This is a genomic window from Kosakonia sp. AG348 (assembly GCF_003337365.1).
GTDB lineage: Bacteria > Pseudomonadota > Gammaproteobacteria > Enterobacterales > Enterobacteriaceae > Kosakonia.
This window is the reverse complement of the sequence record NZ_QPJR01000007.1, coordinates 47,107-72,680: the sequence shown is the minus strand read 5'-3', so window position 1 is coordinate 72,680 and position 25,574 is coordinate 47,107. Positions and strand designations below refer to the sequence as shown.

Below are 25,574 nucleotides of genomic sequence, written 5' to 3'. Positions count from 1 at the left end.
ATCAGGAAAATAACTATGAAAATTGTAAGGGAGGCGCTGGCCGGGACGATGGAGTCCAGCGACCTGATGGTGAAAATAGCCCCCGCAGAAGGCGAGCTGGATATTGTTATCCATAGCGAGGTGATGAAGCAGTTCGGCGATCAAATCCGCAAGGTGGTGGATGCCACGCTGCGCGCGATGGAGATCCGCCAGGGCTTAATCATCATTGAAGACAAAGGCGCACTGGACTGCGTAATCCGAGCCCGTCTGCAAAGCGCCATTCTGCGCGCCGCCGAAGGCACCGAAATCGACTGGGGGAAACTGCTGTGAAAAAACTACGTCGTAGCATGCTGTTCCTGCCAGGCGCCAACGCCGCCATGCTCTCCACCGCTTTTATCTACCGCCCTGATTCGATCATGTTCGACCTGGAAGACGCGGTAGCGCTGCGTGAAAAAGACACCGCGCGCCTGCTGGTGTTCCACGCGCTGCAACACCCGATGTATCAGGATATGGAAACCGTGGTGCGTATTAACCCACTGAACACGCCGTTTGGCCTGCCTGATCTGGAAGCGGTAGTGCGCGCCGGTGTTGATGTGGTACGCCTGCCGAAAACCGATACCCCGGAAGATATCTACGAGCTGGAACGTCACCTGGAGCGTATTGAACTGGCTTGCGGGCGTGAAGTGGGATCGACCCGTGTAATGGCGGCGATTGAGTCGGCGGTTGGCGTCATTAACGCCGTTGCGATTGCGCGCAGTTCGCAGCGCTTAATTGGTATCGCGCTGGCCGCGTTTGACTACGTGATGGATATGCAAACCGAACGTGGCGACGGCACCGAGCTGTTCTACGCGCGCTGCGCTGTGCTGCACGCCGCGCGTGCCGCCGGAATTGACGCGTTCGACGTGGTGTGGTCAGACGTCAATGATGAAGCCGGTTTCCTGCGTGAAGTCGATCTGGTGCGCAAAATGGGTTTCAACGGCAAATCGCTGATCAACCCACGCCAAATCGATCTGCTGCATAACGCCTATGCGCCAACCCAGCAGGAAGTCGACCACGCGAAAGTGGTTATCGAAGCGGCGGAAGAGGGCGAACGCAATGGCCTCGGCGTGGTTTCGCTGAACGGCAAAATGATTGACGCCCCGATTATTAATCACGCGCAGATGGTGCTGGAACGTGCAGCTGCGTCCGGCGTGCGTCGTTAAGGACAGAACAATGAATCAAACAGAGCTTCTTCACGTTAATTTTCCCCATCTGCGTGATTTAAAACCCTTTGAAAGCGCGCATGCGGCAACACCGTGGCTGGCGGATATCAACACCAAACACACGCGCAAACTGTGCGCGACGCTGGAAGACGCGATTGCCCGCAGTGGTCTGAAAGACGGCATGACCATCTCTTTCCACCACGCATTTCGCGAAGGCGATCGTGTGATCAACAACGTCGTGGCAACGCTGGCGCGTCTGGGATTTAAAAACCTGACGCTGGCTTCCAGCTCGCTGATGACCTGCAACGATGCGCTGATCGAGCATATTCAGAATGGTGTGATCTCACGCATTTACACCTCCGGGATGCGCGGCAAACTGGCGGATGCGATCTCTCACGGCCTGATGGCGGAACCGGTTCAGATCCACTCACACGGCGGCCGCGTGAAGCTGTTGCAGGATGGCGAGCTGAACATTGATGTCGCTTTCCTCGGCGTACCGTGCAGCGATGAGTTCGGTAACGCCAACGGCACTCAGGGGAAATCCTGCTGTGGCTCGCTGGGTTACGCGATGGTGGACGCGCAGTTCGCCAAAAAAGTGGTGTTACTGACCGAAGAGCTGGTGCCGTTCCCGAACATGCCTGCGAGCCTTGGTCAGGATCAGGTTGATCTGATCGTGCAGGTAGAAAGCGTGGGCGATCCGGCGAAAATCAGCGTCGGTGCGGCCCGTGTCACCAGCAATCCGCGCGAGCTGATGATTGCCCGCTACGCGGCAGATGTCATTGAACACTCGGGGTATTTCAAAGACGGTTTCTCCATGCAGACCGGCTCCGGCGCAGCAGCGACCGCAGCGACGCGCTTCATGGAAGAAAAAATGGAGCGCCACGGGGTGAAAGCCCGCTTCGCGCTTGGCGGCATCACCGGTAGCCTGGTGGATCTGCATGAGAAAGGGCTTATTGAAAAACTGCTGGATACGCAGTGTTTCGATGGCGAAGCGGCGGCTTCGCTGCGCCGTAACCCTAATCATGTCGAGATCTCCACTAACGTCTATGCCAACCCGGGCGGTAAGGCTGCCAGCTGCGATCAACTGGATGTGGTGATCCTCAGCGCGCTGGAGATCGACGTCGACTTCAACGTTAACGTCATCACCGGTTCTGATGGCGTGATGCGTGGCGCATCCGGCGGTCACTGCGATGTCGCGGCAGCTGCCAACCTCACCATTGTCGTGGCTCCTTTGCTACGCAGCCGCATTCCTACCGTTGTAAAACGCGTGACCACGTTGCTGACACCAGGGGAAAGCATCGACGTGCTGGTCACCGATCATGGTATTGCTGTTAACCCGGCGCGTCCGGATATCCGCGAGCGTTTGCTGGCGGCGGGCCTGAAAATCGTCGACATCGAAGCGCTTTATCAGCGTGCGATTTCACTGACCGGCGAACCGAAACCGATCGCTTTTACTGACCGCATTGTTGGTGTGATCCGCTATCGCGACGGCAGCGTGATCGATGTGGTTCGTCAGGTTAAAGAGGACAATCTATGACCACACTGACGCCCGTGAGAGCGGGCGTCAGCCTCGAAGCGCTGCTGGCGGCGAAAGATAGCCGCGCGGCGCGTCAGGCTGACTGGCTCACTCATTATCAACAACCCATTATTTCGCTGACGCTGGTTACCCCCGGAGCGGTAAAAGACAGTATTCGTTACCGCAATACCATGGGCGTGGCACTCCAGGCCTGCGACCAGTTGTTGTGGCAAAACCGCTGGCGCGTGCTGGACAGGCAGGTATTGTGGCTGCCAACCGGCGCAGAAGCGTTGTGGTGCGTGGAGCACCCGGCGGTGGAAATCAAAGCGCAGTGCGTGGAGATGGAACAGACCCATCCGCTTGGCAGATTGTGGGATTTCGATGTGTTTTGCCCGAAAGCAGGGCAGGTGGGGCGGCATTCGCTGGATCTAAATACTCGCCGCTGTCTGGTATGTGATGAACCTGCACACGGCTGCGCCCGTTCGCGTCGCCATTCGTTAGAAGATGTAGTGGCTCGCGTGGAGAAATTAATTGATGGCTGGTTTGCTCGCGACTAAATCCGCCATTGCTGATGTGCCTGAGCTTGCGGCGCAGGCGTTGCGTCTTGAGCTGGATTTAACCCCCAAACCGGGGCTGGTGGACAGAGCCAATAACGGCTCGCACCAGGATATGGATCATGCGCTGTTTTTAAAGAGTATTGCGGCGATTACGCCGTGGTTCAGGGTCTTTGCCGAAGCAGGAAAAACCCATGCGCAGAAATCGGCCAGCGAGCAGCTACGGCTGCTGCGCCCGATGGGTATCGCCTGCGAGCAAGCGATGTTCACGGCGACAGGGGGCGTGAACACACATAAGGGCGGCATTTTTTCGCTTGGTCTGCTCTGTTTCGCCGCCGGGCGTTTGCAGGGACAAGGGCGCAGGGTTAGCGCTGACGCGCTTTGCCAGCAGGTCAGTGAAATCTGCTGTGGATTAGTGGCGCGTGAGCTTGATGGTCGCCCACAGGCTATCACGGCGGGTGAAAAACAGTTTCGCCAGTATGGGCTGACGGGGGCACGCGGTGAAGCCGAGCAGGGGTTTATCACTGTGCGCCGCGCGGTGTTGCCGTTCTGGCATCAGGAGCAAGGGGAGCGGCGGTTACACAATGCGCTGCTGCGCCTGATGGCCGCGAACCGCGACAGCAATCTGGTATCTCGCGGTGGTATTGAAGGGCTGCACTACGTACAGGATTATGCGGCGAGGTTGCTGGTAACTGGCTGGGATAGCGATGCGCTGCGCGAAATGGATCGGGCGTTAATGGCTCGTCGGTTAAGCCCCGGCGGGAGTGCCGATCTGTTGGCGGTGGCCTGGGTTCTTGCCGGGCTGTAAGTAGGTTATAAAAAATCATCTGTATAGCAGATGGTATTGATCGCGCCCAGGAGGCGAGCGCTAAAGGCATTATTAAAAGCCTCTGCCTGCTCTGTACGATTTAAAGCAAAAGATAATAAGCCAACGCCTGTTGCTGACCACCTTCGCAAAAAGAGATGGTCAAATGGTCACAAAAAACCCGGCGCTCAGGCCGGGTTTTGTCTTTGCATCGTTAACCACCTTCAGGAGATGGTTATCAGTTTCAGGCTTTCTGCGCCACACCTTCTGGCTCACGCACGTGTTTATACTTAAACAGCATCACGAAGGCGAAGGCCAGCACCAGCGAGTAACCGGCGAAAATCAGCCACACGGTTTTCCAGTCGGTGATGCCCGCAGTGGTGTAAATCTCCACCACTTTGCCGCTCACCATCCCGCCGAGGATACAGCCGAAGCCGTTGGTCATCATCAGCAACATACCCTGCGCGCTGGCGCGGATAGCCGGGTTCACCTCTTTCTCCACGAATACCGAACCGGAGATGTTGAAGAAGTCGAATGCACAACCGTAAACGATCATCGACAGAACCAGCAGCACGGTACCGAACGGCGTCGGGTCGCCATAAGCAAACAGACCAAAACGCAGCACCCAGGCGATGATACTGATCAGCATGACGTTCTTGATGCCATAACGGCTCATAAAGAACGGGATCGCCAGGATAAATGCGGTTTCGGAAATCTGCGAAATCGACATCATCACCGACGCATGTGTCACGATGAAGCTGTTGGCGAACAGCGGGTTCGCGTCAAAGCTGTGCAGGAAGGTGTTGCCGAACATGTTGGTGATCTGCAGCTCGGCGCCTAACAGCATCGAGAAGATAAAGAAGATCGCCATGCGCTTGTTTTTAAACAGCGCGAAAGCGTTCAGGCCCAGCATTTCCACCCAGGTCTGTTTCTCTTTGCTTTTAGCAACCGGCATATGCGGCAGCGTCAGAGAGAACAGGCTCAGCACCAGCGACAGCGCCGCGCCAATGTAGAGCTGCATATGACTCAGTTCGAAACCGGAGAAGCTCACCGCCCACATCGCCAGAATAAAGCCGATGGTGCCCCAGATACGAATCGGTGGGAAATCGGTCACGATATCGTGGCCTGCGGATTTCAGGCGGAAGTAAGAAATGGTGTTCACCAGGCCCAGCGTTGGCATATAGGCCAGCGAGTTAAGCAGGATGATGGCGAACATTGCGCCTGGTGTGGTGACGCCTGCGGCGATAAATAATGTAATCGCGCCAACCAGGTGGCACAGAGCGTACACCCATTTTGCGCTCAGCCACTTGTCCGCAACGATACCGAGCAGCGTTGGCATCAGCAGTGATGCAATACCCAGCGAGCTATATACCGCGCCAATTTCCGCGCCCTGGAATTTCAGGGTAACGAACATATAAGAGCCAAGCGTAGTCAGCCAGCTTCCCCACAGGCAGAACTGCAGAAAGATAATGACTTTCAGCTGCAGCTTAAGATTCATGCTAATTTCCTCACAAAGGAGAGTGATAGATGTTGGAATGGGCACAATTGCGTTTGTTATGTGTCAGGATTCTACCATCTACGGGGTGGCGAATTTGTTATGCCCTACATAAAAATGCAAACTTCCTCTGATTGCATTTTCATATGGTGACGTATCTCACACTTTAGCGCAACCGTTTGCATCACTCACATGAATACCTTATGCCTCTTTCATTGGTACAGACGAAAGAGGCAGCAGATTAGTTGCGACGGTAAGTTTTCTGCGCAGCGTTAACTTTGTAGAGATAGCGGCGGGATTCCGCCGAGGGGTGACGTGTGGTCAGGGTTTGGTACACATCTCCCGGCGTCATGGTGTTGATGATATTTGCCGCCTGCACTTTATCGGCGGAAAAGACGCGTAACACGCTGCCGGCACCGCCGTTATAAGCGGTAATAACCGCATAGCGACGCGATGTAGGGTTAGTAATACCGGATAGATAAATATTGTTCAGCATCGCCAGGTAGGCGGTGCCGGTATCGATGTTGCTTTGCGGATCAAACAGATAACTGCGATCGGGCGTACCAGATTTCCCCTGCGCGCGGAACACATCTTTACCGGCGCTGTGCTGCACAACCTGCATTAAACCGAGCGCATCGGAGCGGCTGACGGCGTATGGGTTAAAGGAGGATTCGGTTTGCATAATCGCCAGAATCAGCGATTCGTCGACGCCATATTTATGCGACGCTTTGCGCACCATACCGACGTATTTATGCGCGCGTTTATCCAGGTGGTTTGGCACCAGGTTAATGGTCACGCTGTAGATCATCCGTAAGCCGTTGCTGCGGCTTTTCAGACGTGTTTGCAGTAAATAGTCCGCAAACTGCGCTGCACGCCATTGCCAGCGAATGGCTTCGCCGTTGTTATCCACCACCTGGCCGTAGAGGAACGGCTCTTTCGAGATCTGAATATCATCGACATCGGAGTAAAGATCGATTGAACCCGGATCGTCGCCCATCAGCAGGGTTTTGATAATCGCCTGGCGCAAATGCGCCGCAGGTTCGGTGCCGGAGATAGTCTCGACGGTGATTGTCCCCTCATCGAAGTTGATGTGGCTGCGGGTTTGGTACTGGTCGGTGTATTTAACGTAGTCTTTCGGGCCTGCGATCAGAACCTCGTTAAATCCCCATAAATTCTCAATATTATGGGCAAATTGACCCATCAGGATGTCAAAACCGTTGGTGTCTTTAATCCAGGCTTCGTTGTAGTCGTCGCCCGTTTTATTCGAACTGGAACAAGAAATCAGCAACGGCGCAATAATCGCTAGCGCTAAATATTTTTTCATCATTCCGGGATGCAATTGTGTTGGTGTGTTAGCGCCGGTGTCTCTGCGCACTGGCAATGCCTTCCCATGTTTTCGCAGCATTACCAGTGATTGCGCGTGAACAGCGGCTTATTTTTTTTCTTGCGGCGTATAGCCTTCAATATGCACGTCTTTACCTTCAAACAGGAAATTCACCATCTCCTCTTCCAGCAGTTTGCGGTGCTCGACGTTCATCATGTTGAGTTTTTTCTCGTTGATAAGCATGGTTTGCTTCTGCTGCCACTGCTTCCAGGCCTCTTTCGAGATCTCGTTATAAATGCGTTTTCCGAGATCGCCCGGATAGAGCTGGAAGTCTTGCCCTTCCGCTTCACGTTGCAGGAAGGTACAAAAAATAGTTCTGCTCATAAAATAATCCTCTTTGCTTGCGCGCCTAACGGACTTCGGCGCGTAATTGCTGTATCAGGCGTTCCACGGGAGCCGCCAGACCGACGGATGGCGGTTGCGCTAAGTTATACCAAAGACCTGCGCCCTCATCCATGCAAGACGAGAACGAGGACACGCCAAGCCACATAGGCACAATATCCAGATGGAAATGGCTAAAGGTATGGCGAAACGCCACAAGTTGGCTGAGATTATCGGCGCTAATCTTCCTCTGCGCCAGCCAGGCCCGCAGACTGGCCTCATCGCTGAACTGCGGGAAGCAGAATAACCCGCCCCACAGCCCGCTCGGTGGGCGCTGCTCAAGATATACTTCGCCTTCATGCTGCATCAGCAGGAAATATCCGGTGCGCTCGGGCAGCGTCTGTTTCGGTTTTTTACCCGGATATTGCGCCCAGGTGCCGGAAGCATAAGCTTCACAGCCCGTTTGCAGCGGGCAGAGCTCGCATTTCGGTTTCGAACGGGTGCAAACCATCGCGCCCAGGTCCATCATCGCCTGGTTAAAGCGCTCGACGCCCTGAGCCGGTGTGACATCTGTGCTGATCTCCCACAACCGTTTTTCCACTTCTTTCTTTCCGGGCCAGCCGCCGACAGCGTAACAGCGCGCCAGCACGCGCTTCACGTTGCCATCGAGAATGGGAAAGTGTTTACCCAGCGACAAAGAGAGGATAGCGCCCGCGGTCGAGCGGCCAACGCCCGGAAGCGCGGCGACTTCTTCGAAGGTCTCCGGGAAGCGCCCGCCGTGCTGGTTAGCCACCTGCTGCGCGGCTTTATGTAAGTTGCGCGCTCGCGCGTAATAACCCAGACCAGTCCACAAATGCAGCACTTCATCCAGCGGTGCATTCGCCAGATCGCTCACGGTTGGGAAACGCGCCATAAAGCGCTGGAAGTAGGGGATTACGGTTGTCACTTGCGTTTGTTGCAACATCACTTCCGATAGCCATACTTTGTAAGGCGTTTTTTCAATTTGCCAGGGCAGCGTTTTTCGCCCGTATTTGTCGTACCAGCCCAGCACCTGGGCTGAAAATTGAGACGCTTGCATGGTCACCAGAATCACGTAATCAGGGGCGAAGATTGCAGCACAGAGGCGCTGAGCTGTAAACCGGAACTTTCCGGTGCTTGCATCGGGCGATGAACTTTGGATAATGCCCGTTTCCTGAACACTCTCACAAGCAGATCACTTTATGAATAACGACGTCATTTCACCGGAATTTGATGAAAACGGCCGCCCGTTGCGCCGCATTCGCAGCTTTGTCCGTCGCCAGGGCCGCCTGACGAAAGGGCAGCAACACGCGCTGGATAATTACTGGCCGGTGATGGGCGTTGAGTTCACTGAGCAGCCGCTGGATTTCGCCACGCTGTTTGGCCGCACAGCTCCTGTCACGCTGGAGATCGGTTTTGGTATGGGCGCGTCTCTGGTTGAAATGGCGAAAACGCGACCGGAGCAGGATTTCCTCGGCATTGAAGTACATTCGCCGGGCGTTGGCGCTTGCCTCTCCTCTGCACATGAAGAGGGCGTGGAAAACCTGCGCGTCATGTGCCACGACGCTGTAGAAGTGTTGCACAAGATGATCCCTGACAATTCTTTGAATATGGTGCAGCTCTTTTTCCCTGACCCGTGGCACAAAGCGCGTCATAATAAACGCCGCATCGTTCAGGTACCCTTTGCTGAACTGGTGAAAAGCAAGCTCAAGCTGGGCGGCGTGTTTCATATGGCGACTGACTGGGAAGCCTACGCGCAGCATATGCTGGAAGTGATGACTTCCATCGACGGTTACAAAAACCTGTCGGCGACAAACGACTTTGTGCCGCGTCCAGAGTCGCGCCCGGTAACCAAATTTGAACAGCGTGGCCATCGTCTTGGTCACGGCGTATGGGACTTAATGTTCGAGAGGGTGAAATAATGGCAACAAACCGCAGCCGTCGTTTGCGTAAAAAAATGCATATCGATGAATTTCAGGAACTGGGTTTTTCTGTTGCATGGCGCTTCCCGGAAGGCACCAGCGAAGAGCAGATTGATAAAACGGTTGATGACTTTATTCAGGAAGTGATTGAGCCGAACAAGCTGGCGTTTGACGGTAGCGGTTATCTGGCGTGGGATGGTCTGATTTGCCTGCAAGAGATTGGCAAATGTACTGAAGAGCATCAGGCCATCGTGCGTAAATGGCTTGAAGAACACCAGTTGACTGAGGTACGCGTGAGCGAACTTTTCGACGTTTGGTGGGACTAACTAAAACATAAGGGGCCAGCATTTGCTGGCCCGTTTTGTCTCTACAGGAGTTTTTATGATGCGCAAAACGCTACTGGCGGCGGCTCTAACGCTTACAGCATTCGCGGCTCAGGCCGACTATCAATGTAGCGTCACGCCGCGTGACGATGTGATCATCAATCCGCAAACCGTGCAGGTGAAAGGCGAGAACGGCAATCTGGTTATCACACCGGATGGCAACGTGATGTTCAACGGCAAACAACCGACCCTTAGCGCCGCTCAGCGCGAGCAGGCTAAAGATTACCAGGCAGAACTGCGCAGCGCGCTGCCGTGGATTGACAATGGTGCGCGTAGCCGGGTGGAGAAAAACCGCATTGCGCTGGATAAAATCATCGTCAAAGAGGTCGGTGAAAGCAGCAGCATGCGTAATCGCCTGACCAAGCTAGATGCGCAATTAAAAGAGCAGATGAATCGCATTATTGAGCATCGTAGCGATGGCCTGACCTTCCACTATAAAGCGATTGAGCAAGTGCGTGCGGACGGCCAGCAACTGGTGAACCAGGCGATGGGCGGCATTCTGCAGGACAGCATTAATGAAATGGGCGCGAAAGCGGTGCTGAAAAGCGGCGGTAACCCATTACAAAACGTCTTAGGCAGCCTCGGCGGTTTACAGACCGCTATCCAGAACGAGTGGAAAAACCAGGAAGCGGATTTCCAGCAGTTCGGGAAAGATGTTTGTAAGCGTGTAGTGACGCTGGAAGAGAGCCGGAAGGCGTTAACCTCAGGACTTAAGTAACTGCAATCAGCAGCCTTCCTTGTACGAAGGCTGTGATTTTTTACCTTCCGCGCCACTCTTTCTCGCTGTGCCTTCATCCTGACGGCGTTGAGCGGCGGGATTATGTTCTGTGGTGACAGGGTATTCTTTGGAATTGCCTGATAATTATCTGGCTGGCTGTTCAAATAACCGAACGGCCAGCACCGGAATTATTCGGCAAGAAATAGTTCCAGTAGGGAATTAAGAAATAATTTACCGTGTTCTGTTATCTGCCAGTTCTCTTCACTTTCCGTCAAATAATTCAGTTTCAGTGCTTCCTCAATTTGCGGGCGAATAACGCGCTCATCCAGGCCGGTATAGCGTGAGAAATCTGCACGCGGTGCGGGTTCCAGCAGGCGGAAACGGTTCATAAAGAATTCAAACGGTTTATCTTGCGTCTCCACATCGTGCTGCTTATCCAGGTAATTGCCCTGCATATAACCGCGTGGATGACGGGTTTTTGCCGTGCGCAGGATACGTCCATCTGGCAACGTCACTTTACCGTGCGCACCGCAACCAATCCCCAGATAGTCGCCAAAACGCCAGTAGTTGAGATTGTGCTGACACTGGTAGCCAGGTTTCGCGTAAGCCGAGGTTTCATATTGTTGATACCCGGCGGTGGTCAGGATCTGGTGGCCCTGTTCGAAAATGTCCCAGAGCGCATCGTCATCTGGCAGCACCGGAGGGCGTGAGCCAAACAGCGTATTAGGTTCAATGGTGAGCTGATACCACGACAGATGCGGCGGGTTGAGCGCAATCGCCTGGCGCAAGTCGTCCAGCGCTTCTTCCAGCGACTGATCCGGCAGGCCGTGCATTAAATCAAGGTTAAAGCTGCGTAGCCCCAGCCCGCTCGCCAGGTGCGCGGCGCGTTTGGCTTCCTGCGGGCCGTGAATACGCCCCAGGCGCTGTAACTTCGTTTCGCTAAAACTTTGTACGCCAATGGAAATGCGGTTCACGCCGGCACGCTGGTAATCGACAAAGCGGTCGGCTTCCACGGTTCCGGGGTTGGCTTCCATGGTTATTTCTGCATCCAGTGCGAGCGGCAAACGCGCACGTATGCCGTCCAGCAATGTTTGCATTGCCGGACCAGAGAGCAGGCTCGGCGTACCGCCACCAATAAAAATGGTCTTTATTTCACGTCCCTGCGCGTAGGCGACATCGGCATCGAGATCGTTAAGCAAATGCTGAACGTAGTCGTCGTGCGGTACTTCGCCCTTTAATGCGTGGGAATTGAAATCGCAGTACGGGCATTTCTGCACGCACCACGGAATATGTATATAAAGGCTCAGAGGCGGCAAATCAGCCATTACGCAGTGCTTCCAGTAACAGTTTCAACGCTTGTCCACGGTGGGAGATCGCGCTTTTTTCTTCGCGGGTGAGCTCCGCTGCGGTTTTGCCCTCAGCAGGGACAAAGAAAATCGGATCGTAGCCAAAGCCGCCGTTACCGGCAGGCTGCCGCGTAATCACGCCAGGCCAGCGGCCGTGGCACACCAGCGGGGTCGGGTCATCCGCATGACGCATATAGACCAGTACGCAATGGAATTGCGCTTTGCGCTCTGCGTCCGGCACATCTTTTAGCGCGTCGAGCAGTTTTTCCAGGTTCTGCTGGTCGCTGGCATCAACGCCGGAATAACGGGCGGAATAAATGCCCGGCGCACCGCCGAGGGCATCGACAGCCAGGCCGGAATCGTCGGCAATCGCAGGCAGGCCAGTAACTTGCGCTGCGTGGCGCGCTTTGAGGATCGCGTTTTCAATAAACGTCAGGCCGGTCTCTTCGGCGGACTCGACGCCCAACTCAGTTTGTGCGACAACATCAAAGCCAAAATCATTCAGCAGCGAGGCCAGCTCGCGCACCTTACCGGCATTACCGGTAGCGAGGACAACTTTTTGCATAGCGGATCCTAATGTATCAGCGCCGCGACTTCCGTCGGGATCTGTTGCGGATGTGAGATTTTAATCTGTTTGTGGCGGCCCAGTTCGCCTTTTTCAATCACGACCTGGTTTTTTGCCACGCGGAACTGCTTAGCGAGGAATTTTACCAGGTGCGCATTGGCCTGGCCGTCCACTGGCGGGGCGGTGATGGCGACTTTTAACTCGTCGCCATGCAGCCCGATAATGGCGTCACGACTGGCTTTAGGCTGAATATACAGCCGCAACACCAGCCCGTCTTCACAGGTAACAACGGCACTCATAGTGCCATCCACAGCCCCGGCAGCAGAATATCGCCGGTAGATTGCAGCAATTCCGCAATCCCCATATTCAGAACATACAGCAGCAGCACCAGAATCATCGGTGAAAAATCGATGCCGCCCATGGCCGGCAGCAGACTGCGGATTGGGCGCAGCAGCGGCTCGGTCAACTGCATGAGCACATATTCCACCGGGCTGCGTCCCTGACTGACCCAACTCATGATGGCCATTACCAGCAGCACCCAGAAAATCATCAAGCCGATGGTTTTGAGTAAAATCAGCAGGGCGGAGGCCCAGATAATCGGCTGGAAGGTGATGACCATAAAGATCAGTATCGCTTTAATAAACGACAGAACAAAAGCAATCAGCAGCGAGGCGCTATCCAGCGGCCCCATCGCGGGCAGCACGCGGCGCAGCGGCCCGACAATCGGCTGCGTGGCCTTGACCACGAACTGCGAAAACGGGTTGTAAAAATCGCAGCGTGCCCACTGCATCCAGACACGTAACAGCAGAACCATTGTGTAGAGTTCAATCACTGTCGAGAGCAGGAAAGTCAACGTCTTCATGGCGTTCCTCAGTTTTCCTTAATTTTTCGTGTAATCGCGCGCACCAAAAATGGCCGTACCAATGCGCACCATCGTGCTTCCCGCCGCAATGGCGGCGGTCATATCGTCGGACATGCCCAACGACAGGGTATCCACCGTCGGATAGCGTGTTTTCAACGCTTCAAATGCTACAGCCATTTGCCGTGCCACGGCAAACTGGCGTTCGTAATCTGTTTCCGGCGCAGGTATCGCCATCAACCCGCGCAGGCAAACGCCGGGTAGCTCGGCTACTTGAGCGGCCAGCATATCCAGCTCGCTGAGCGCAATGCCGGATTTGCTCTGCTCATCACTGATGTTGATTTGGATAAGCACATTCAGCGGCGCTAACGTTGCCGGGCGCTGCTCGCTTAAACGACTGGCAATACGCAACCTGTCTACCGTGTGGCACCAGTCGAAGTTCTCCGCCACCAGACGGCTTTTGTTGGACTGTAGCGGGCCAATAAAGTGCCATTGCAGACCCTGAACGCCCAGTTGCCTGAAGTGGTTAATTTTATCCACCCCTTCCTGAACATAGTTTTCGCCAAAAGCACGTTGCCCGGCGTCGATCGCTTCTGCGACAGCGCTCGCAGGTTTGGTTTTGCTCACTGCAAGCAATGTCACTTCTTCTGAAGCACGGCCGCAGCGCGCTGCGGCGGCTGAGATTTTGTCCCGGACCTGTGCCAGGTTATGCGCAATATCGTTCATGATTCCAGGATGGCTATATGGATATAGAAGAAATAGTGGCGCTTAGTGTAAAGCATAATGTCTCGGATCTACACCTGTGCAGTGGCTCTGTGCCGCGCTGGCGGCAGCAAGGCCGCCTTGAACCTGCGCCGTTTGAAATAGCGGATCTCGCCGGGCTGATTGATTTGCACCTCAATACGGCTCAGCAGCGTCTGTGGCGAGAGCGGGGGCAGGTCGATTTTGCCCTGACGACAGCCGCGGGGCATCGGCTGCGGGCAGGAGCCTTTACGCGTCACGGTGGTGTTTCGCTGGCGTTACGCTTGCTGCCGCAAAGCTGCCCACTGCTCAGCGAGCTGGACGCCCCTGCGCCGCTGAGCGAATTACTTGGGCGGGAAAACGGCCTGATTCTGGTGACGGGCGCGACCGGCAGCGGCAAATCCACCACTCTGGCAGCCATGGTGGATTATCTGAATCAGCATAACGATGCGCATATTCTGACGCTGGAAGATCCGATCGAGTTTGTTCACACCAGCAACCGCTGCCTGATTCAGCAGCGGGAAGTGGGTCTACATTGCATGTCATTTGCCGACGGCCTGCGCGCGGCGCTGCGTGAGGATCCGGATGTGATCCTGCTCGGTGAGTTGCGCGACAGCGAGACCATCCGTCTGGCCCTGACAGCCGCAGAAACCGGGCATCTGGTGTTGGCGACGCTGCATACGCGCGGTGCGGCACAAGCGGTAGAGAGGTTGGTCGATACCTTTCCGGCGCAAGAAAAAGATCCTGTGCGCAGCCAGCTGGCAGGAAGCCTGCAGGCGGTGCTGGCGCAAAAACTTGAGGCGGACAAGCGGGGAGGGCGAGTGGCATTATTCGAGTTGCTGATCACCTCTCCGGCGGTGGCGAGCCTGATCCGCGAAGGCAAAACCCACCAGTTGCCCGGCGTAATGCAAACCGGGCAACAGGCGGGGATGCAAACCTTTGCACAAAGCCACCAACAGCGAGTGCTGCAAGGCTGGCTTTAGCGGATGTTTAGCGAGTAAACCGCGGGCAGCGCGCCCGCCGTTTTCAGGATCTCCAGCCTGACGCTGCGCACCACCAGCGGCACTTCAAGCCTGTGCTGGCACACCGAGTGGTGGTTATTTTCCACCTCGGCCAGGAGCTGGTCATCGGCCCACAAACGGTAGTGCGTGATGCAATGTGGCGTTACGGCATAGTGGTGGCCCATCTGGACCGACTCCATCGCGTTATCGAAGTCGTTGTCCTGCACCAGCGTCAGATGCCGCAGCGTTTGCGGCTCCGCCCAGCGCCAGATGATCTCCGGGGCGACATCATCTGCGGCCGGTGTCCATGCGTTGATTTGCTGCTCCGGACGCAAGCGGCCATTTAAGACATTCTGCGCACACCAGCCATTCAATGGCTGGCTGAAGCGCAGGGCGGGGAAGATCTGCTGCGGATGGCGGCGTGGCAGCCAGAAATCGAACTCGTCGACGCCATAATCGCCATCTGCGACCTGCCGGGTGTGTTTTGCCACACGGGCGTTAAGGCTGTTAAAGACCGTCATAAGACCTGGCAGGTGGGTATTCGTGAGCGCAATTTCGATATTTTCCTGCGCTTCGAAAGCGACAAATACGTACTGATCGCGATCGCTTTGCCACTGGAAGGCCAGGGTGTGCTCTGCTTCGCCGGAGACCTGAAGCACGTTTTCGTCGTATTGATAGTCCGGGGTGAAGTTCCCGGCGCGTGCACTGCCAAGCAGCGAAACCGCCAGTGGCTGCGGTGTTGATGCCCGTAAACGCAGCGTCATCTCGGGCAGTTGCGCGCCTGCGCGTACGGGTAACAGTATCGCCATGCGCTCCGAAAGTGACTGCCAGTTGCCGTTGGGTTCCAGCTCGCTCAGTTGGTATTCGCTGCTGGCGCTGACGGTGGCGCCTTGCGCCGGGTCGTTCAGCCACTGGCGTGGGATATAACAGCCAGTGGCCTGTAAATGTTGCTGCAAAGCGCTGATATGCTCCCGCTGCGCCAGTTCACGCGGCAGCAGGTTAAGTGCCTTACACTGCGCAGCGGCGCGTCCGACCACTTCGCCCAGCAGACCGCAGGTACACATTACGCGGGCGCTGCCGAAGGCGACATGTGAGGCGGAGATGAGCCGCCCGGTAAGCAATAAGTTATCGAGCGAGCGGCTGTAGAGGCTGCGAAACGGAATGGTGTAGGTTCCTTTGCTGTGAAACTGCCGACAGCCGTCGTGGGTGCTGTACACGCCATCAGCCGGGTGCAAATCTATCGACCAACCGCCATAACCCACGGCATCATAGTGATCGCGTTGCTCAATAATGTCCTGCTGGCACAGCAAATGGTCGCCAAGGAAACGGCGGCTTTCGCGTTTGCCGGGGATCGCGCCGACCCATTCGATAGTCATACTGGCAGCTTCTGGGAATTCGCCAGAGTTTTTAATATGATCCCAGACGCCCCAGACAATCTTCCACAGTTCCCATTTGATCTCTTCACTTTCGTGCACGGTATCGAGGCGGCCTCCCCACTCCAGCCACCATAAATCGCAGCCGTTCAGCGTTGACGTCAGGCGCTTGTAGCGCGGGATTGCGGTGATATCTCTCAGGGCGAAAGAGGGGGGAACAAAGTTGACCGGCCCGGCGGTTTGCTTCGTGTAGAAATAGATGGAGTGGCCCAGCTTATGGCCAAAATTGTCACCGGGCGCCATTTTTTCACCCAGTTCTTCCTCTTCTTCCGCGCCTTCACGGTATTCTGCGCCCGCCAGAAAACCGAGCACGCCGTCGCCGGTAGCATCGCAGAACTGCGCGGCGCTTACGCTGTAAAAGGTCTCGTTAATCGGGTTGAAGGCTTTTACCGCAGTGAGGGCATTTTCCGTTTTTTCGACCTCAAAGACGGCGGTATTGAGCAGCAATGTCAGCCCCGGCTGGCTTTTGGCAAGATCCAGCAACACGAGGTCGAACATCACCGGGTTTCCCTCTTTGTTCCGCCAGAGGTTCTCTTCCATGATTTCGCCCATGATGCCGCCTTCGCGTGCCCAACGGTTATTATTCCCCATATGGGAGGTTGCGCCGTTGGCCCACAGACGCACTTCGCTGGAGGCATTTCCGCCAAGCACCGGCCTGTCCTGAACTAGCACCACTTGCAAGCCGTCTCGCGCTGCCGCCAGCGCGGCGCAAAGCCCCGCCAGCCCGCCACCCGCAACTAACAGGTCTGCGTGCAGTTGCTGCGTTGGAAATGTTCTGGCATCGGTTTGAGGAAAGATTTTCATAACCTTGTTTCCTTCTTTACTGGCGGTAAAATCGGTTTTTCGAGCAACCTGAAAAGTGAACCTGCAATGTCTTCACAACCCAATCAAAGCCTGATCGACGGCATTCGCTGCCTGCAGTATCTGGTTTCCAGCGATCGCGCCATTGGCTGTCGCGAACTGGCTCGCCTGATGGGCATTAACACAACCCGTGTAAACCGGTTGTTGATGACCATGGCTTCTATTGGCCTGACGATGCAGGACGCACAGCGCCGCTATCTGCCCGGTCCCGGTATCCATGCGCTGGCAGCACAGGCTATTCGTGGTTCGGCACTGTTTTCCCAGGCGCTGCCACTACTGGAAAGCCATGCCCCGAAAGATATCGTGGTGGCAATGGGCGTGCTCTGGGAGGATCAGGTGATCTATATCTATCACTCCGAGCCCGGTAGCCAGGTCAGCCAGGCGCTGGCTGGTTTTCATATGCTTCCGGCCTGGCAGTCCGTCATCGGCATGGCGTTACTGGCGGCAGAAAGTGATGAAACCCTGCAACAGCGCTTTAGCGAAGAGCAGTGGCAACTGCTTGGTCCGCATGTTGCCGAGCAACGCGAGCGCGGCCATGTGGTCTGGCACCATGATGACGGTGAAGTCTCGATGGCAAAACCGCTTGGTGCGCACTCTGCCGCACTTGCCTTTGCCGGAATGTGGCACGTTGACGACACGGTCGTGGACACACGGCTGCAGGCACTTCACGCGCTGGTCGAACGCCTGACGGAAAAATCCTGACGCTGGCTAACGCCACTATGTTTCTTTTATAGAAACACTCGATGAAATGCAAAAAGCATAGCCAGAAACTGTGAGAACGATCGGCAGAAAGCCGCGAACAGGTCGCGGCTTTCGTCGGGTCAGGAACAGGGAGAACGGCTGGTCGGGGCAGGTTCAGAAATGTTGTTCGAAGTAGCTCTCAAGGATGATGACTGCGGAAGCGGAATCGACACTTCCTTTGTCGAGCGCGCGAAAACCGCCGCGTTCAAACAGCCCGGCGCGGGCTTCTACGGTGCTTAAACGCTCATCATGCAGCGTCACCTGCACGCCAAAACGGCCATGAACTTTGTTGGCAAAGTTACGGGCACGGGCGGTGAGGGGTTGCTCGGTGCCGTCCATATTCAACGGCAAACCCACAATGACAGACTCGGGCTGCCACTCTTTTAACAGCTTTTCGATAAGCTTCCAGTCCGGTGTGCCGTCCTGCGCTTTCAGCGCGCTGAGTGGGCGAGCGGTGCCCGTGATACGCTGCCCGATGGCAACGCCAATGCTTTTGGTACCGAAATCAAAGGCTAACAGGGTTCCGCTCATCAGGCGTGCCCTGCCACGCCAGGCATGGTAGAGATATCGATACCGATAAGTTTGGCCGCTTCACGCCAGCGATCGGCGATCGGCGTTTTAAACAGAATGTTGAGATCCGCAGGCGCAGTGAGCCAGGCGTTATCAAGGATCTCCTCCTCGAGCTGCCCTTTCTCCCACGAGGCATAACCCAGCGCTACCAGCACTTCGCTCGGTTGCTCTGCCGTGCCAAGCGTCTCCAGCACATCGCGCGAGGTGGTGATCACGGTGTTATCCGACACGCGAATGCTCGACGAGAATGCCGCTGGTGGCGTGTGCAGAATAAAACCGCGATCTTCAGCCAACGGGCCGCCAAGCAGCACCGGTTTATCCAGGCGGATTGCCGGATCGCGTTCTGTGGGCTGGATTTTGAGTTTTTCCAGAACACCTTCCACTTTCAGGTTTTCCAGGGGCTTATTAATAATCAGCCCCATCGCACCTTCATCGTTGTACTCGCAAATGTAAACCACGGAGCGACGAAAGAGGGGATCCTGAAGAGCAGGCATGGCAATAAGAAAGTGATGCTGTAAATTCATTGTCAGAGGTTCTGTTTCCTGGTTCAAAAAAGCGACAGCCTAGTATGGGGGGAAAGCGGAGTGCTGTCACTAGCCAAAGCTGGCGAGGGGCGGGATCCGTCCCGCACCTTTCTATGACAGTTATTTTCCGAGGCGTTTCTCGATAGCGTCCATCAACATACCGGTAATGGAGATCGGGAATTCCGCTTCGATTTCGCGAATGCAGGTTGGGCTGGTGACGTTAATTTCGGTCAGGCGATCGCCGATAATATCCAGTCCGACAAAGATCAAGCCTTTGGCTTTCAGCACCGGCGCGACTTTACGCGCGATAGCCCAGTCGCTTTCGCTTAACGGACGCGGTTCGCCGCGTCCGCCTGCGGCGAGGTTACCGCGAGTTTCACCGCCCTGCGGAATGCGTGCCAGACAGTAAGGCACCGGTTCGCCATCAACGACCAGCACACGTTTGTCGCCATCTTTGATGGCGGGCAGGTAGTTTTGCGCCATGCAGTAGCGGCTGCTCAGCTCTGTGAGCGTTTCGGCGATAACCGAGAGGTTTGGATCGCCCTCTTTAACGCGGAAAATTGAGGTACCGCCCATGCCGTCCAGCGGCTTAAGAATGATGTCGGTGTGCTTCTGCCAGAAGGCTTTTAGCTGTGCTTTGTTGCGCGTAACCAGCGTTTCCGGGGTTAACTCCGGGAACCAGGCGGTGAACAGCTTTTCGTTGCAGTCGCGCAGGCTCTGCGGCTTGTTAACGATCAGCGTGCCTTTTTCTTCCGCGCGTTCAAGGATGTACGTCGCATAAATATATTCGGTATCGAACGGCGGATCTTTACGCATCAGGATGGTATCCAGCTCAGCGAGAGCAAGATCCTGTTCGCTGCCGAATTCATACCATTTGTCGTAATTGTGTTCGACGGACAACGTGCGGGTACGGGCGCGGGCTTCACCGTTAATCAGATAAAGATCTGCCATCTCCATATAGTGCAGCTCGTAGCCGCGGCGCTGAGCTTCCAGCAGCATGGCGAAGCTGGAGTCTTTTTTGATATTGATGTCCGCGATGGGATCCATCACGATACCGAGCTTGATCATTCTGCTTCTCCTTTCAACCCAGGTCGCCGAAGCGCACCTGAAGCGCGGTGATGGCGGTAAGCGCCGTAGTCTCTGTGCGTAGCACACGGGGGCCTAACAAAATATCTGTGAACTGATAACGCGCGGTCATCGCAATCTCGTCGGCGGATAACCCGCCCTCCGGGCCAATCAGTAAGCGCACGCGTTCAACGGGCAGCGGCAGCGTGTTAATGCTCTGGCTGGCGCGCGGATGCAGGTTCAGCTTTAAGCCTGTTTCCTCTTCGGCGCACCAGGCTTCGAGATCCATGGCCGGACGTATTTCCGGCACCCGGTTGCGGCCGCACTGTTCACAAGCGGCAATGGCAATTTTTTGCCACTGCTGAAGCTTCTTGTTCAGGCGTTCAGCATCCAGTTTAACCCCGCAGCGCTCAGAAAAAAGTGGCGTAATGAGGCTTACCCCAAGCTCAATCGATTTCTGGATAGTGAATTCCATTTTTTCACCACGCGACATCACCTGGCCGAGGTGAATATGCAGCGGCGATTCACGATCGTCCACTTCACTGCCAAGAATTTTCACCACCACGCTTTTTTTATCGGCGCGGATAATTTCGGCCTCAAACACCTGATTGGAGCCGTCGAAAAGCTGAATGGCCTGGCCTTGCCCCATACGCAGCACGCGGCCGACATGGTTGGCGGCATCTTCGCTGAGGGCGATATCATGGCCTGGCTGGATAAGTTCTGGGTGGTGGATGCGGGGAATGCGCATGGTATTTCGAATCCGCTTAGGTTGCAGCCCCGGCCGGGATTAACGGGCGGGGCGGACTGTAACAAATGCCGCTAGTGTAGGTTAGCTCTTTCGCGCCATGCAAGCGCGCTGCACGTAAGGGTTATGGTTGCCCTGCACGTTGGCGATGCGCTCGTCACGTTTGCACTCCCAGTCGGTTACCGGATAAAGCTTGTCCCAGGCGGTGAAAAGCTGCGTTTGCTGGCGTGAAAGGCTGAGTTGGTACTGGTCACGCATATAGAAATAGGTACGGGCAATCGCACCGCGAGCGCGTTCCGGCGGCTCGGCGAGTTTTTCTTTGAAATCGATTTTCATGCCGCACTGGCCATACTGGCTTTCACCGCCGTTCCATTGACCGTACATAAAGTTGCCGCGATCGCCGTTTACCTCGCCGACGGCGGGTTGCAGGTTGTGCATATCGCTTTCGATTTTACGGTACACCGGATCGTTGGCGCAGTTTTTACGCCCGCCATCCTGCCAGCACTGGCGCAGATGGCCGAACTGCCAGGCGGGCATGACATGTTCCCATTCTACCCGGCTGGCGCGGTTTTCGTTTTTACGCACCTGATAGCCGCAAGACGCGAGGTCGATAACCCCTTTTTTACCCTGCCAGTTAATTTTACAGCCGCAGTAAAAATCTCCCGGCACATCGGCGTTAACTTTGACGCCCGCCGCTTTAGCCTGGGCAAAACTGTTGATGCCGTCCGCTGCGAAGGCGGGAACTGCTATCAGCGCGAAGAAGAGTGAGATAAAACGAAACATGGCGAACTCCCTGTCAAAACGAGTTCGCAACGTAGCGGAAGCTGTTGCCTGATGCAATCAGTTCGCGCGGAAAACTTCTTAATGGATTCAGTTACTCGCGCCAGCAGCCAGCGGCTCGCCGCAGTGTACGCAGCGGTAAACCGCCTCGCCGCGCAGCACGCGATTGTGTCGCCGTACCGTTAACTGGTGCTGCTGGCATTTGCAATGGTATGGGAAAGTATTGGGCCGCACAGATTCCAGTTCGAACTGATGTGTGCGGCGAGCGGGCACACCGAGTACGCTCTCCATCATCCACTTCCACTCTTTACCGTGCGGCGCGACGCGACCAAAGTGCTTCCACACCAGCAAGTGGGCCAGTTCGTGAGGAACCACCTCTTCAATAAACGCCTGCTGGTTTTCGAGTAGCAATACGGGGTTAAGTCGGATCTCGTAATCAGCCAGCCAGGCAGTGCCTGCCGCCGTGCCGCGCTGTTGATATACCAGTTTCGGTTCCGGGTAGTTGCGCCCCAGTTTCAGGTTCGCCTGCGCGAGTTTATCCCGCAGGCTGCGCATCACGGCTTGCTGAAGAGCGATTGGAAGACGGGGAGTTTTCATAAGTGCAGAGAATAGGTGGGGCGGGGCAGGAGTGCAACAGGCAAAAAGCAAAGGCTTCCTCCGCAGAGGAAGCCTTTAAGGTTAGTTATGGGAACCAATTTCGCGCAGCGGGCGGCCACGCATCAGGTTACGCTCGATGTGCTCCAGCGAAACATGTTTTGTTTCCGGCACCAGCCACAGCGTCAGCACGATGAACAACACGTTCAGACCGCCGTAGACCCAGAAGGTGTTGGCGTTGCCCAGCGTGTTCAGCATGGTCAGGAAGGTTGCGCCGACAATCATGTTGGCAATCCAGTTGGTCGCGGTGGAGCAGGTGATACCGAAGTCGCGGCCTTTCAGCGGCTGAATTTCGGAACACAGTACCCAAATCAACGGACCGGCACTCATGGCAAAGCCAACAATAAACATCAGCAACATGGCGACAGCAAAGTATTGTGCCGATGGCGAATGGATACCCAGATGCAGCATGGTACCCAAAATGCCCATACCAGCCGCCATCACCATGAAGCCCAGCACCAGCGTGGGTTTGCGTCCCCAGCGATCGACAAGACCGATGGCAATAAAGGTCGCCAGTACGTTAGTCAGACCGACGATCACCGTGCCCCACATCTGCTCAGTGGTATTGGTGTAGCCCGCCAGTTCAAAGATCTTCGGCGCGTAATACATGATGACGTTCATCCCGGTGAACTGCTGCATCACCTGCAACAACACGCCAAGGAACACCGCGCGGCGGAAGTTGCTGTTCTCTTTGAACAACGCCCAGCCGGTCTGTTTTACCTGCAGGCTTTCGCGGATCTCTTCCAGCTCGTTTTTCGCTTCGGCGCTGGTATCGCGCAGGCGCAACAACACGCGTTCGGCGTCATGGAAGCGGCGCTTGGCGGCAAACCAGCGCGGACTGTCCGGCAGGAAGAACACGCCAATCAGCAGTAAAATCGCCGGAATGATGATAACGCCCAGCATCCAGCGCCATGCGCCGCTATAGCTGAACGCGGTGTCAGAGAGATAAGCGCCCAGAATCCCGATAGTGATCATCAACTGATACATGGAAATCATGCTGCCGCGAATTTTTTCCGGCGCGATTTCGGAGAGATACAGCGGCGCGGTATAAGAGGCAATACCAACCGCCAGACCAAGCAGTACGCGGGAAATAATCAGCACTTCCACGTTTGGTGCGGCCGCAGAACAGAGCGAACCGATGACAAACAAGATCGCGCCAATCATCAGGCTTTTTTTACGCCCGAGGCGCCAGGAGAGCCAGCCGCTGCCGACGGCGCCGACGGCGGCACCGAACATCATTGAGCTGACCACCCACTCCTGCGTGTGTGCGCTAATCTGAAAATCTTTGGTAATAAAGGGCAACGCACCAGCGATTACCCCAATATCCAGGCCAAAAAGCAGTCCTGCCAGTGCAGCGAGGAAACAAACAAAGAAGGTCATTGCCTTGTTTGAATACCCCTGTTTTTTATTGTCAGGCATTATGCCCTCCATTCATGTCATTGGTTTTTTCGATGTAAAAGGTAGGCCACTCATCTCTAAAAATACGTGATTTACATCACATGAGTGTAATCGGTTACATTGCAATAAGGCCGTCAATGTAAATAAAAGTGTTAATTATTATAGAATTGTTGGGCGGTAAAGGAGAGGGGGCGCGGTGAGTTTCAGACTAAACCGAAACGGAATGTAACAGTCATGTTATGTTCGTTTTTCAAAAGGAAAAGTCTGAAAAATCAGCGAAGCGCAGCGGTGTAATCGCTTTCAGATAAGTGCGGTGCGGGATAAGTGAGTATAGGCGCTGGAAAAAATCGCGGCGGAATGAACAGGTGTCAAAAATAAAAAGGCCAGCACAAGGCTGGCCTGAACGGCAACGCGGTCAGAGAATTATTCCAGACCGGCAGCTTCTCGCAGCAGCGCCGCTTTGTCGGTTTTTTCCCATGGGAAAGTTTCACGACCAAAGTGACCGTATGCGGCGGTTTGTTTGTAGATCGGGTGCAGCAGATCCAGCATCTGGATCAGGCCGTACGGACGCAGATCGAAGAACTCGCGCACCAGCAGCGTCAGCTGTTCGATGGCAATTTTCTCCGTACCGAACGTTTCCACCATGATGGAGGTCGGTTCAGCCACGCCGATAGCGTAAGAAACCTGGATTTCACAACGATCGGCAAGGCCTGCCGCAACGATGTTTTTCGCCACGTAACGCGCAGCATATGCCGCAGAACGGTCAACTTTTGATGGATCTTTACCGGAGAATGCACCGCCGCCGTGACGAGCCATGCCGCCGTAGGTATCAACGATGATTTTACGCCCGGTCAGACCGCAGTCGCCCATTGGACCACCGATAACGAAACGGCCAGTCGGGTTGATGAAGAATTTGGTTGAGGCGTTCAGCCATTCGGTCGGCAGGATCGGTTTGATGATCTCTTCCATCACCGCTTCTTGCAGGGATTTCTGATCGATCTCTTCTGCGTGCTGAGTAGACAGAACTACCGCGTCGATGCCGACGATTTTGCCGTCGTCATACTGGAACGTCACCTGGCTTTTCGCGTCCGGACGCAGCCACGGCAGCGTGCCGTTTTTACGCACTTCAGCCTGGCGCTGAACCAGACGGTGAGCATAGGTGATCGGTGCTGGCATCAGCACGTCGGTTTCATTGGTCGCATAGCCAAACATCAGGCCCTGGTCGCCAGCGCCCTGTTCCAGCGGGTCTGCACGGTCAACACCCTGGTTGATATCCGGAGACTGTTTACCAATTGCGCTCAGTACGGCGCAGGAGTTCGCGTCAAAGCCCATGTCAGAATGCACATAGCCGATTTCACGGACGGTGTTACGGGTGATCTCTTCGATATCTACCCACGCGCTGGTGGTGATTTCGCCACCTACCAGTACCATGCCGGTTTTGACGTAGGTTTCACAAGCAACGCGTGCTTTCGGATCCTGCTCAAGGATAGCGTCCAGCACGGCATCGGAAATTTGGTCAGCGATTTTGTCAGGATGCCCTTCAGAGACGGACTCGGACGTAAAAAGGTGTTTTGCCATAGTAAGTTTTCACCCTGGAGTAATACGGTTAGCTCGAATTCTGTGTCCGGAGGTCTTCGCGTCTGGCGGACGCGGACTGCAGAAGGTGACACATGAAGTCTGCGTGTTAATCGGTCTGCGCATACATTCTTCACGTATGGACGGATTAACATCTGGATGGCTATTCTAGGTTAACTCTTGACCTTATTGCCAGCGTTTTTTGATGTTCGCCACATCCTGTCACAAATAGTGACGGAAAATTTTCCTGGCAATGCGGCAAACACAGCTTTTTTATTTTGCATTTTCACCCCGTTCTCGGTATAAAACGCCGCGCGCGGCTCATTAAAAAAGCGCACGGCAGAAACGCTGTGTCGCCACTTCCAGCCGGGTTAAGCAGTGAATTTAATGGCTTTGGCTTGTCGCGGGTCTTAACGGCT

General features: G+C 55.3%; 28 protein-coding genes. 10 read left to right on the top strand and 18 right to left on the bottom strand.

Annotated elements, in window-relative coordinates; translation table 11 throughout:
* Window positions 1-15 precede the first annotated feature (15 nt).
* From citD to citG, 5 genes are read left to right on the top strand one after another with little or no spacing between them, the layout of a single operon-like run.
* Window positions 16-309, top strand: a complete 294-nt coding sequence (citD, locus tag DFO56_RS17135; protein ID WP_045512861.1) for a citrate lyase acyl carrier protein — start codon at window positions 16-18, stop codon at window positions 307-309.
* Entirely contained in the window at window positions 306-1,181 is an 876-nt protein-coding gene (citE, locus tag DFO56_RS17130) for a citrate (pro-3S)-lyase subunit beta (protein WP_017457559.1), read from the top strand. Before citD ends, citE begins: the two co-directional genes overlap by 4 nt.
* A gap of 10 nt (window positions 1,182-1,191) precedes the next feature.
* A complete protein-coding gene (citF, locus tag DFO56_RS17125) occupies window positions 1,192-2,718 on the top strand; it encodes a citrate lyase subunit alpha (RefSeq protein ID WP_045512859.1) in 1,527 nt (508 codons plus the stop codon).
* Entirely contained in the window at window positions 2,715-3,254 is a 540-nt protein-coding gene (gene citX / locus DFO56_RS17120) for a citrate lyase holo-[acyl-carrier protein] synthase (protein WP_045512857.1), read from the top strand. The genes citF and citX overlap by 4 nt, the downstream gene beginning before the upstream one ends.
* Window positions 3,232-4,059: a triphosphoribosyl-dephospho-CoA synthase CitG gene (gene citG, locus DFO56_RS17115; protein ID WP_045512854.1), complete on the top strand. Its 828-nt coding sequence runs from the start codon at window positions 3,232-3,234 to the stop codon at window positions 4,057-4,059. Before citX ends, citG begins: the two co-directional genes overlap by 23 nt.
* A gap of 241 nt (window positions 4,060-4,300) precedes the next feature.
* On the opposite strand, the gene DFO56_RS17110 is transcribed toward citG, so the two are convergent.
* From DFO56_RS17110 to mutY, 4 genes are all read right to left on the bottom strand, one after another.
* A complete protein-coding gene (locus tag DFO56_RS17110) occupies window positions 4,301-5,554 on the bottom strand; it encodes a nucleoside permease (protein WP_020455178.1) in 1,254 nt (417 codons plus the stop codon).
* A gap of 238 nt (window positions 5,555-5,792) precedes the next feature.
* A complete protein-coding gene (gene mltC, locus DFO56_RS17105; protein WP_045512851.1) occupies window positions 5,793-6,875 on the bottom strand; it encodes a membrane-bound lytic murein transglycosylase MltC in 1,083 nt (360 codons plus the stop codon).
* A gap of 108 nt (window positions 6,876-6,983) precedes the next feature.
* Window positions 6,984-7,259 carry an oxidative damage protection protein gene (locus tag DFO56_RS17100; RefSeq protein ID WP_020455176.1) on the bottom strand — a complete coding sequence of 92 codons (276 nt, stop codon included), beginning with the start codon at window positions 7,257-7,259 and terminating at the stop codon, window positions 6,984-6,986.
* 25 nt (window positions 7,260-7,284) lie between these two features.
* Window positions 7,285-8,334 carry an A/G-specific adenine glycosylase gene (gene mutY / locus DFO56_RS17095; protein ID WP_020455175.1) on the bottom strand — a complete coding sequence of 350 codons (1,050 nt, stop codon included), beginning with the start codon at window positions 8,332-8,334 and terminating at the stop codon, window positions 7,285-7,287.
* A gap of 142 nt (window positions 8,335-8,476) precedes the next feature.
* On the opposite strand from mutY, the gene trmB reads away from it, so the two are divergent.
* From trmB to DFO56_RS17080, 3 genes are read left to right on the top strand one after another with little or no spacing between them, the layout of a single operon-like run.
* Window positions 8,477-9,196 (top strand): tRNA (guanosine(46)-N7)-methyltransferase TrmB, encoded by a 720-nt coding sequence (trmB, locus tag DFO56_RS17090; RefSeq protein ID WP_020455174.1) that lies wholly within the window; start codon window positions 8,477-8,479, stop codon window positions 9,194-9,196.
* Window positions 9,196-9,522: a YggL family protein gene (locus DFO56_RS17085; protein WP_020455173.1), complete on the top strand. Its 327-nt coding sequence runs from the start codon at window positions 9,196-9,198 to the stop codon at window positions 9,520-9,522. The genes trmB and DFO56_RS17085 overlap by 1 nt, the downstream gene beginning before the upstream one ends.
* Window positions 9,523-9,577: 55 nt before the next feature.
* Window positions 9,578-10,297 carry a DUF2884 domain-containing protein gene (locus DFO56_RS17080; RefSeq protein WP_020455172.1) on the top strand — a complete coding sequence of 240 codons (720 nt, stop codon included), beginning with the start codon at window positions 9,578-9,580 and terminating at the stop codon, window positions 10,295-10,297.
* Between the two features lie 188 nt (window positions 10,298-10,485).
* Here DFO56_RS17080 and hemW read toward each other — a convergent pair whose 3' ends face one another.
* From hemW to DFO56_RS17055, 5 genes are read right to left on the bottom strand one after another with little or no spacing between them, the layout of a single operon-like run.
* Entirely contained in the window at window positions 10,486-11,622 is a 1,137-nt protein-coding gene (gene hemW / locus DFO56_RS17075; protein WP_045512848.1) for a radical SAM family heme chaperone HemW, read from the bottom strand.
* Complete coding sequence (locus tag DFO56_RS17070; RefSeq protein ID WP_020455170.1) at window positions 11,615-12,208, bottom strand: XTP/dITP diphosphatase; 594 nt, start codon at window positions 12,206-12,208, stop codon at window positions 11,615-11,617. Before DFO56_RS17070 ends, hemW begins: the two co-directional genes overlap by 8 nt.
* An 8-nt stretch (window positions 12,209-12,216) precedes the next feature.
* Window positions 12,217-12,507, bottom strand: a complete 291-nt coding sequence (gene yggU / locus DFO56_RS17065) for a DUF167 family protein YggU (RefSeq protein ID WP_017457573.1) — start codon at window positions 12,505-12,507, stop codon at window positions 12,217-12,219.
* Complete coding sequence (locus tag DFO56_RS17060) at window positions 12,504-13,070, bottom strand: YggT family protein (RefSeq protein WP_017457574.1); 567 nt, start codon at window positions 13,068-13,070, stop codon at window positions 12,504-12,506. The genes yggU and DFO56_RS17060 overlap by 4 nt, the downstream gene beginning before the upstream one ends.
* Window positions 13,071-13,088: 18 nt before the next feature.
* Entirely contained in the window at window positions 13,089-13,793 is a 705-nt protein-coding gene (locus DFO56_RS17055; protein ID WP_045512845.1) for a YggS family pyridoxal phosphate-dependent enzyme, read from the bottom strand.
* A gap of 17 nt (window positions 13,794-13,810) precedes the next feature.
* Here DFO56_RS17055 and DFO56_RS17050 point away from each other — a divergent pair, with 17 nt between their 5' ends.
* The gene (locus tag DFO56_RS17050; RefSeq protein WP_045512842.1) at window positions 13,811-14,791 is read left to right on the top strand and encodes a type IV pilus twitching motility protein PilT; all 981 of its coding nucleotides are present in this window, start codon (window positions 13,811-13,813) and stop codon (window positions 14,789-14,791) included.
* Here DFO56_RS17050 and DFO56_RS17045 read toward each other — a convergent pair.
* Window positions 14,788-17,046 (bottom strand): FAD-dependent oxidoreductase, encoded by a 2,259-nt coding sequence (locus DFO56_RS17045; protein ID WP_045512839.1) that lies wholly within the window; start codon window positions 17,044-17,046, stop codon window positions 14,788-14,790. The two genes, DFO56_RS17050 and DFO56_RS17045, sit on opposite strands and share 4 nt — an antisense overlap.
* Before the next feature lie 66 nt (window positions 17,047-17,112).
* On the opposite strand from DFO56_RS17045, the gene DFO56_RS17040 reads away from it, so the two are divergent.
* The gene (locus tag DFO56_RS17040; protein ID WP_045512898.1) at window positions 17,113-17,805 is read left to right on the top strand and encodes a hypothetical protein; all 693 of its coding nucleotides are present in this window, start codon (window positions 17,113-17,115) and stop codon (window positions 17,803-17,805) included.
* A 153-nt stretch (window positions 17,806-17,958) separates the two neighbouring features.
* Here the strand turns inward: DFO56_RS17040 and ruvX are convergent, their stop codons facing one another.
* The 8 genes from ruvX to metK all read right to left on the bottom strand — a co-directional run bounded on the left by ruvX (window position 17,959) and on the right by metK (window position 25,158).
* Window positions 17,959-18,375: a Holliday junction resolvase RuvX gene (ruvX, locus tag DFO56_RS17035; protein ID WP_017457579.1), complete on the bottom strand. Its 417-nt coding sequence runs from the start codon at window positions 18,373-18,375 to the stop codon at window positions 17,959-17,961.
* Window positions 18,375-18,938 (bottom strand): YqgE/AlgH family protein, encoded by a 564-nt coding sequence (locus DFO56_RS17030; protein ID WP_017457580.1) that lies wholly within the window; start codon window positions 18,936-18,938, stop codon window positions 18,375-18,377. Before DFO56_RS17030 ends, ruvX begins: the two co-directional genes overlap by 1 nt.
* 120 nt (window positions 18,939-19,058) lie before the next feature.
* Entirely contained in the window at window positions 19,059-20,006 is a 948-nt protein-coding gene (gene gshB, locus DFO56_RS17025; RefSeq protein WP_045512836.1) for a glutathione synthase, read from the bottom strand.
* Between the two features lie 13 nt (window positions 20,007-20,019).
* The gene (gene rsmE, locus DFO56_RS17020) at window positions 20,020-20,751 is read right to left on the bottom strand and encodes a 16S rRNA (uracil(1498)-N(3))-methyltransferase (protein ID WP_045512833.1); all 732 of its coding nucleotides are present in this window, start codon (window positions 20,749-20,751) and stop codon (window positions 20,020-20,022) included.
* An 81-nt stretch (window positions 20,752-20,832) separates the two neighbouring features.
* Window positions 20,833-21,531 carry a deoxyribonuclease I gene (gene endA, locus DFO56_RS17015; RefSeq protein WP_045512830.1) on the bottom strand — a complete coding sequence of 233 codons (699 nt, stop codon included), beginning with the start codon at window positions 21,529-21,531 and terminating at the stop codon, window positions 20,833-20,835.
* Between the two features lie 87 nt (window positions 21,532-21,618).
* Window positions 21,619-22,125, bottom strand: coding sequence for a SprT family zinc-dependent metalloprotease (locus DFO56_RS17010; RefSeq protein WP_017457584.1), 507 nt, complete (start codon window positions 22,123-22,125; stop codon window positions 21,619-21,621).
* An 81-nt stretch (window positions 22,126-22,206) separates the two neighbouring features.
* Complete coding sequence (locus DFO56_RS17005) at window positions 22,207-23,601, bottom strand: sugar porter family MFS transporter (protein WP_017457585.1); 1,395 nt, start codon at window positions 23,599-23,601, stop codon at window positions 22,207-22,209.
* A gap of 402 nt (window positions 23,602-24,003) precedes the next feature.
* Window positions 24,004-25,158, bottom strand: a complete 1,155-nt coding sequence (gene metK, locus DFO56_RS17000; protein WP_020455159.1) for a methionine adenosyltransferase — start codon at window positions 25,156-25,158, stop codon at window positions 24,004-24,006.
* Window positions 25,159-25,574 lie beyond the last annotated feature (416 nt).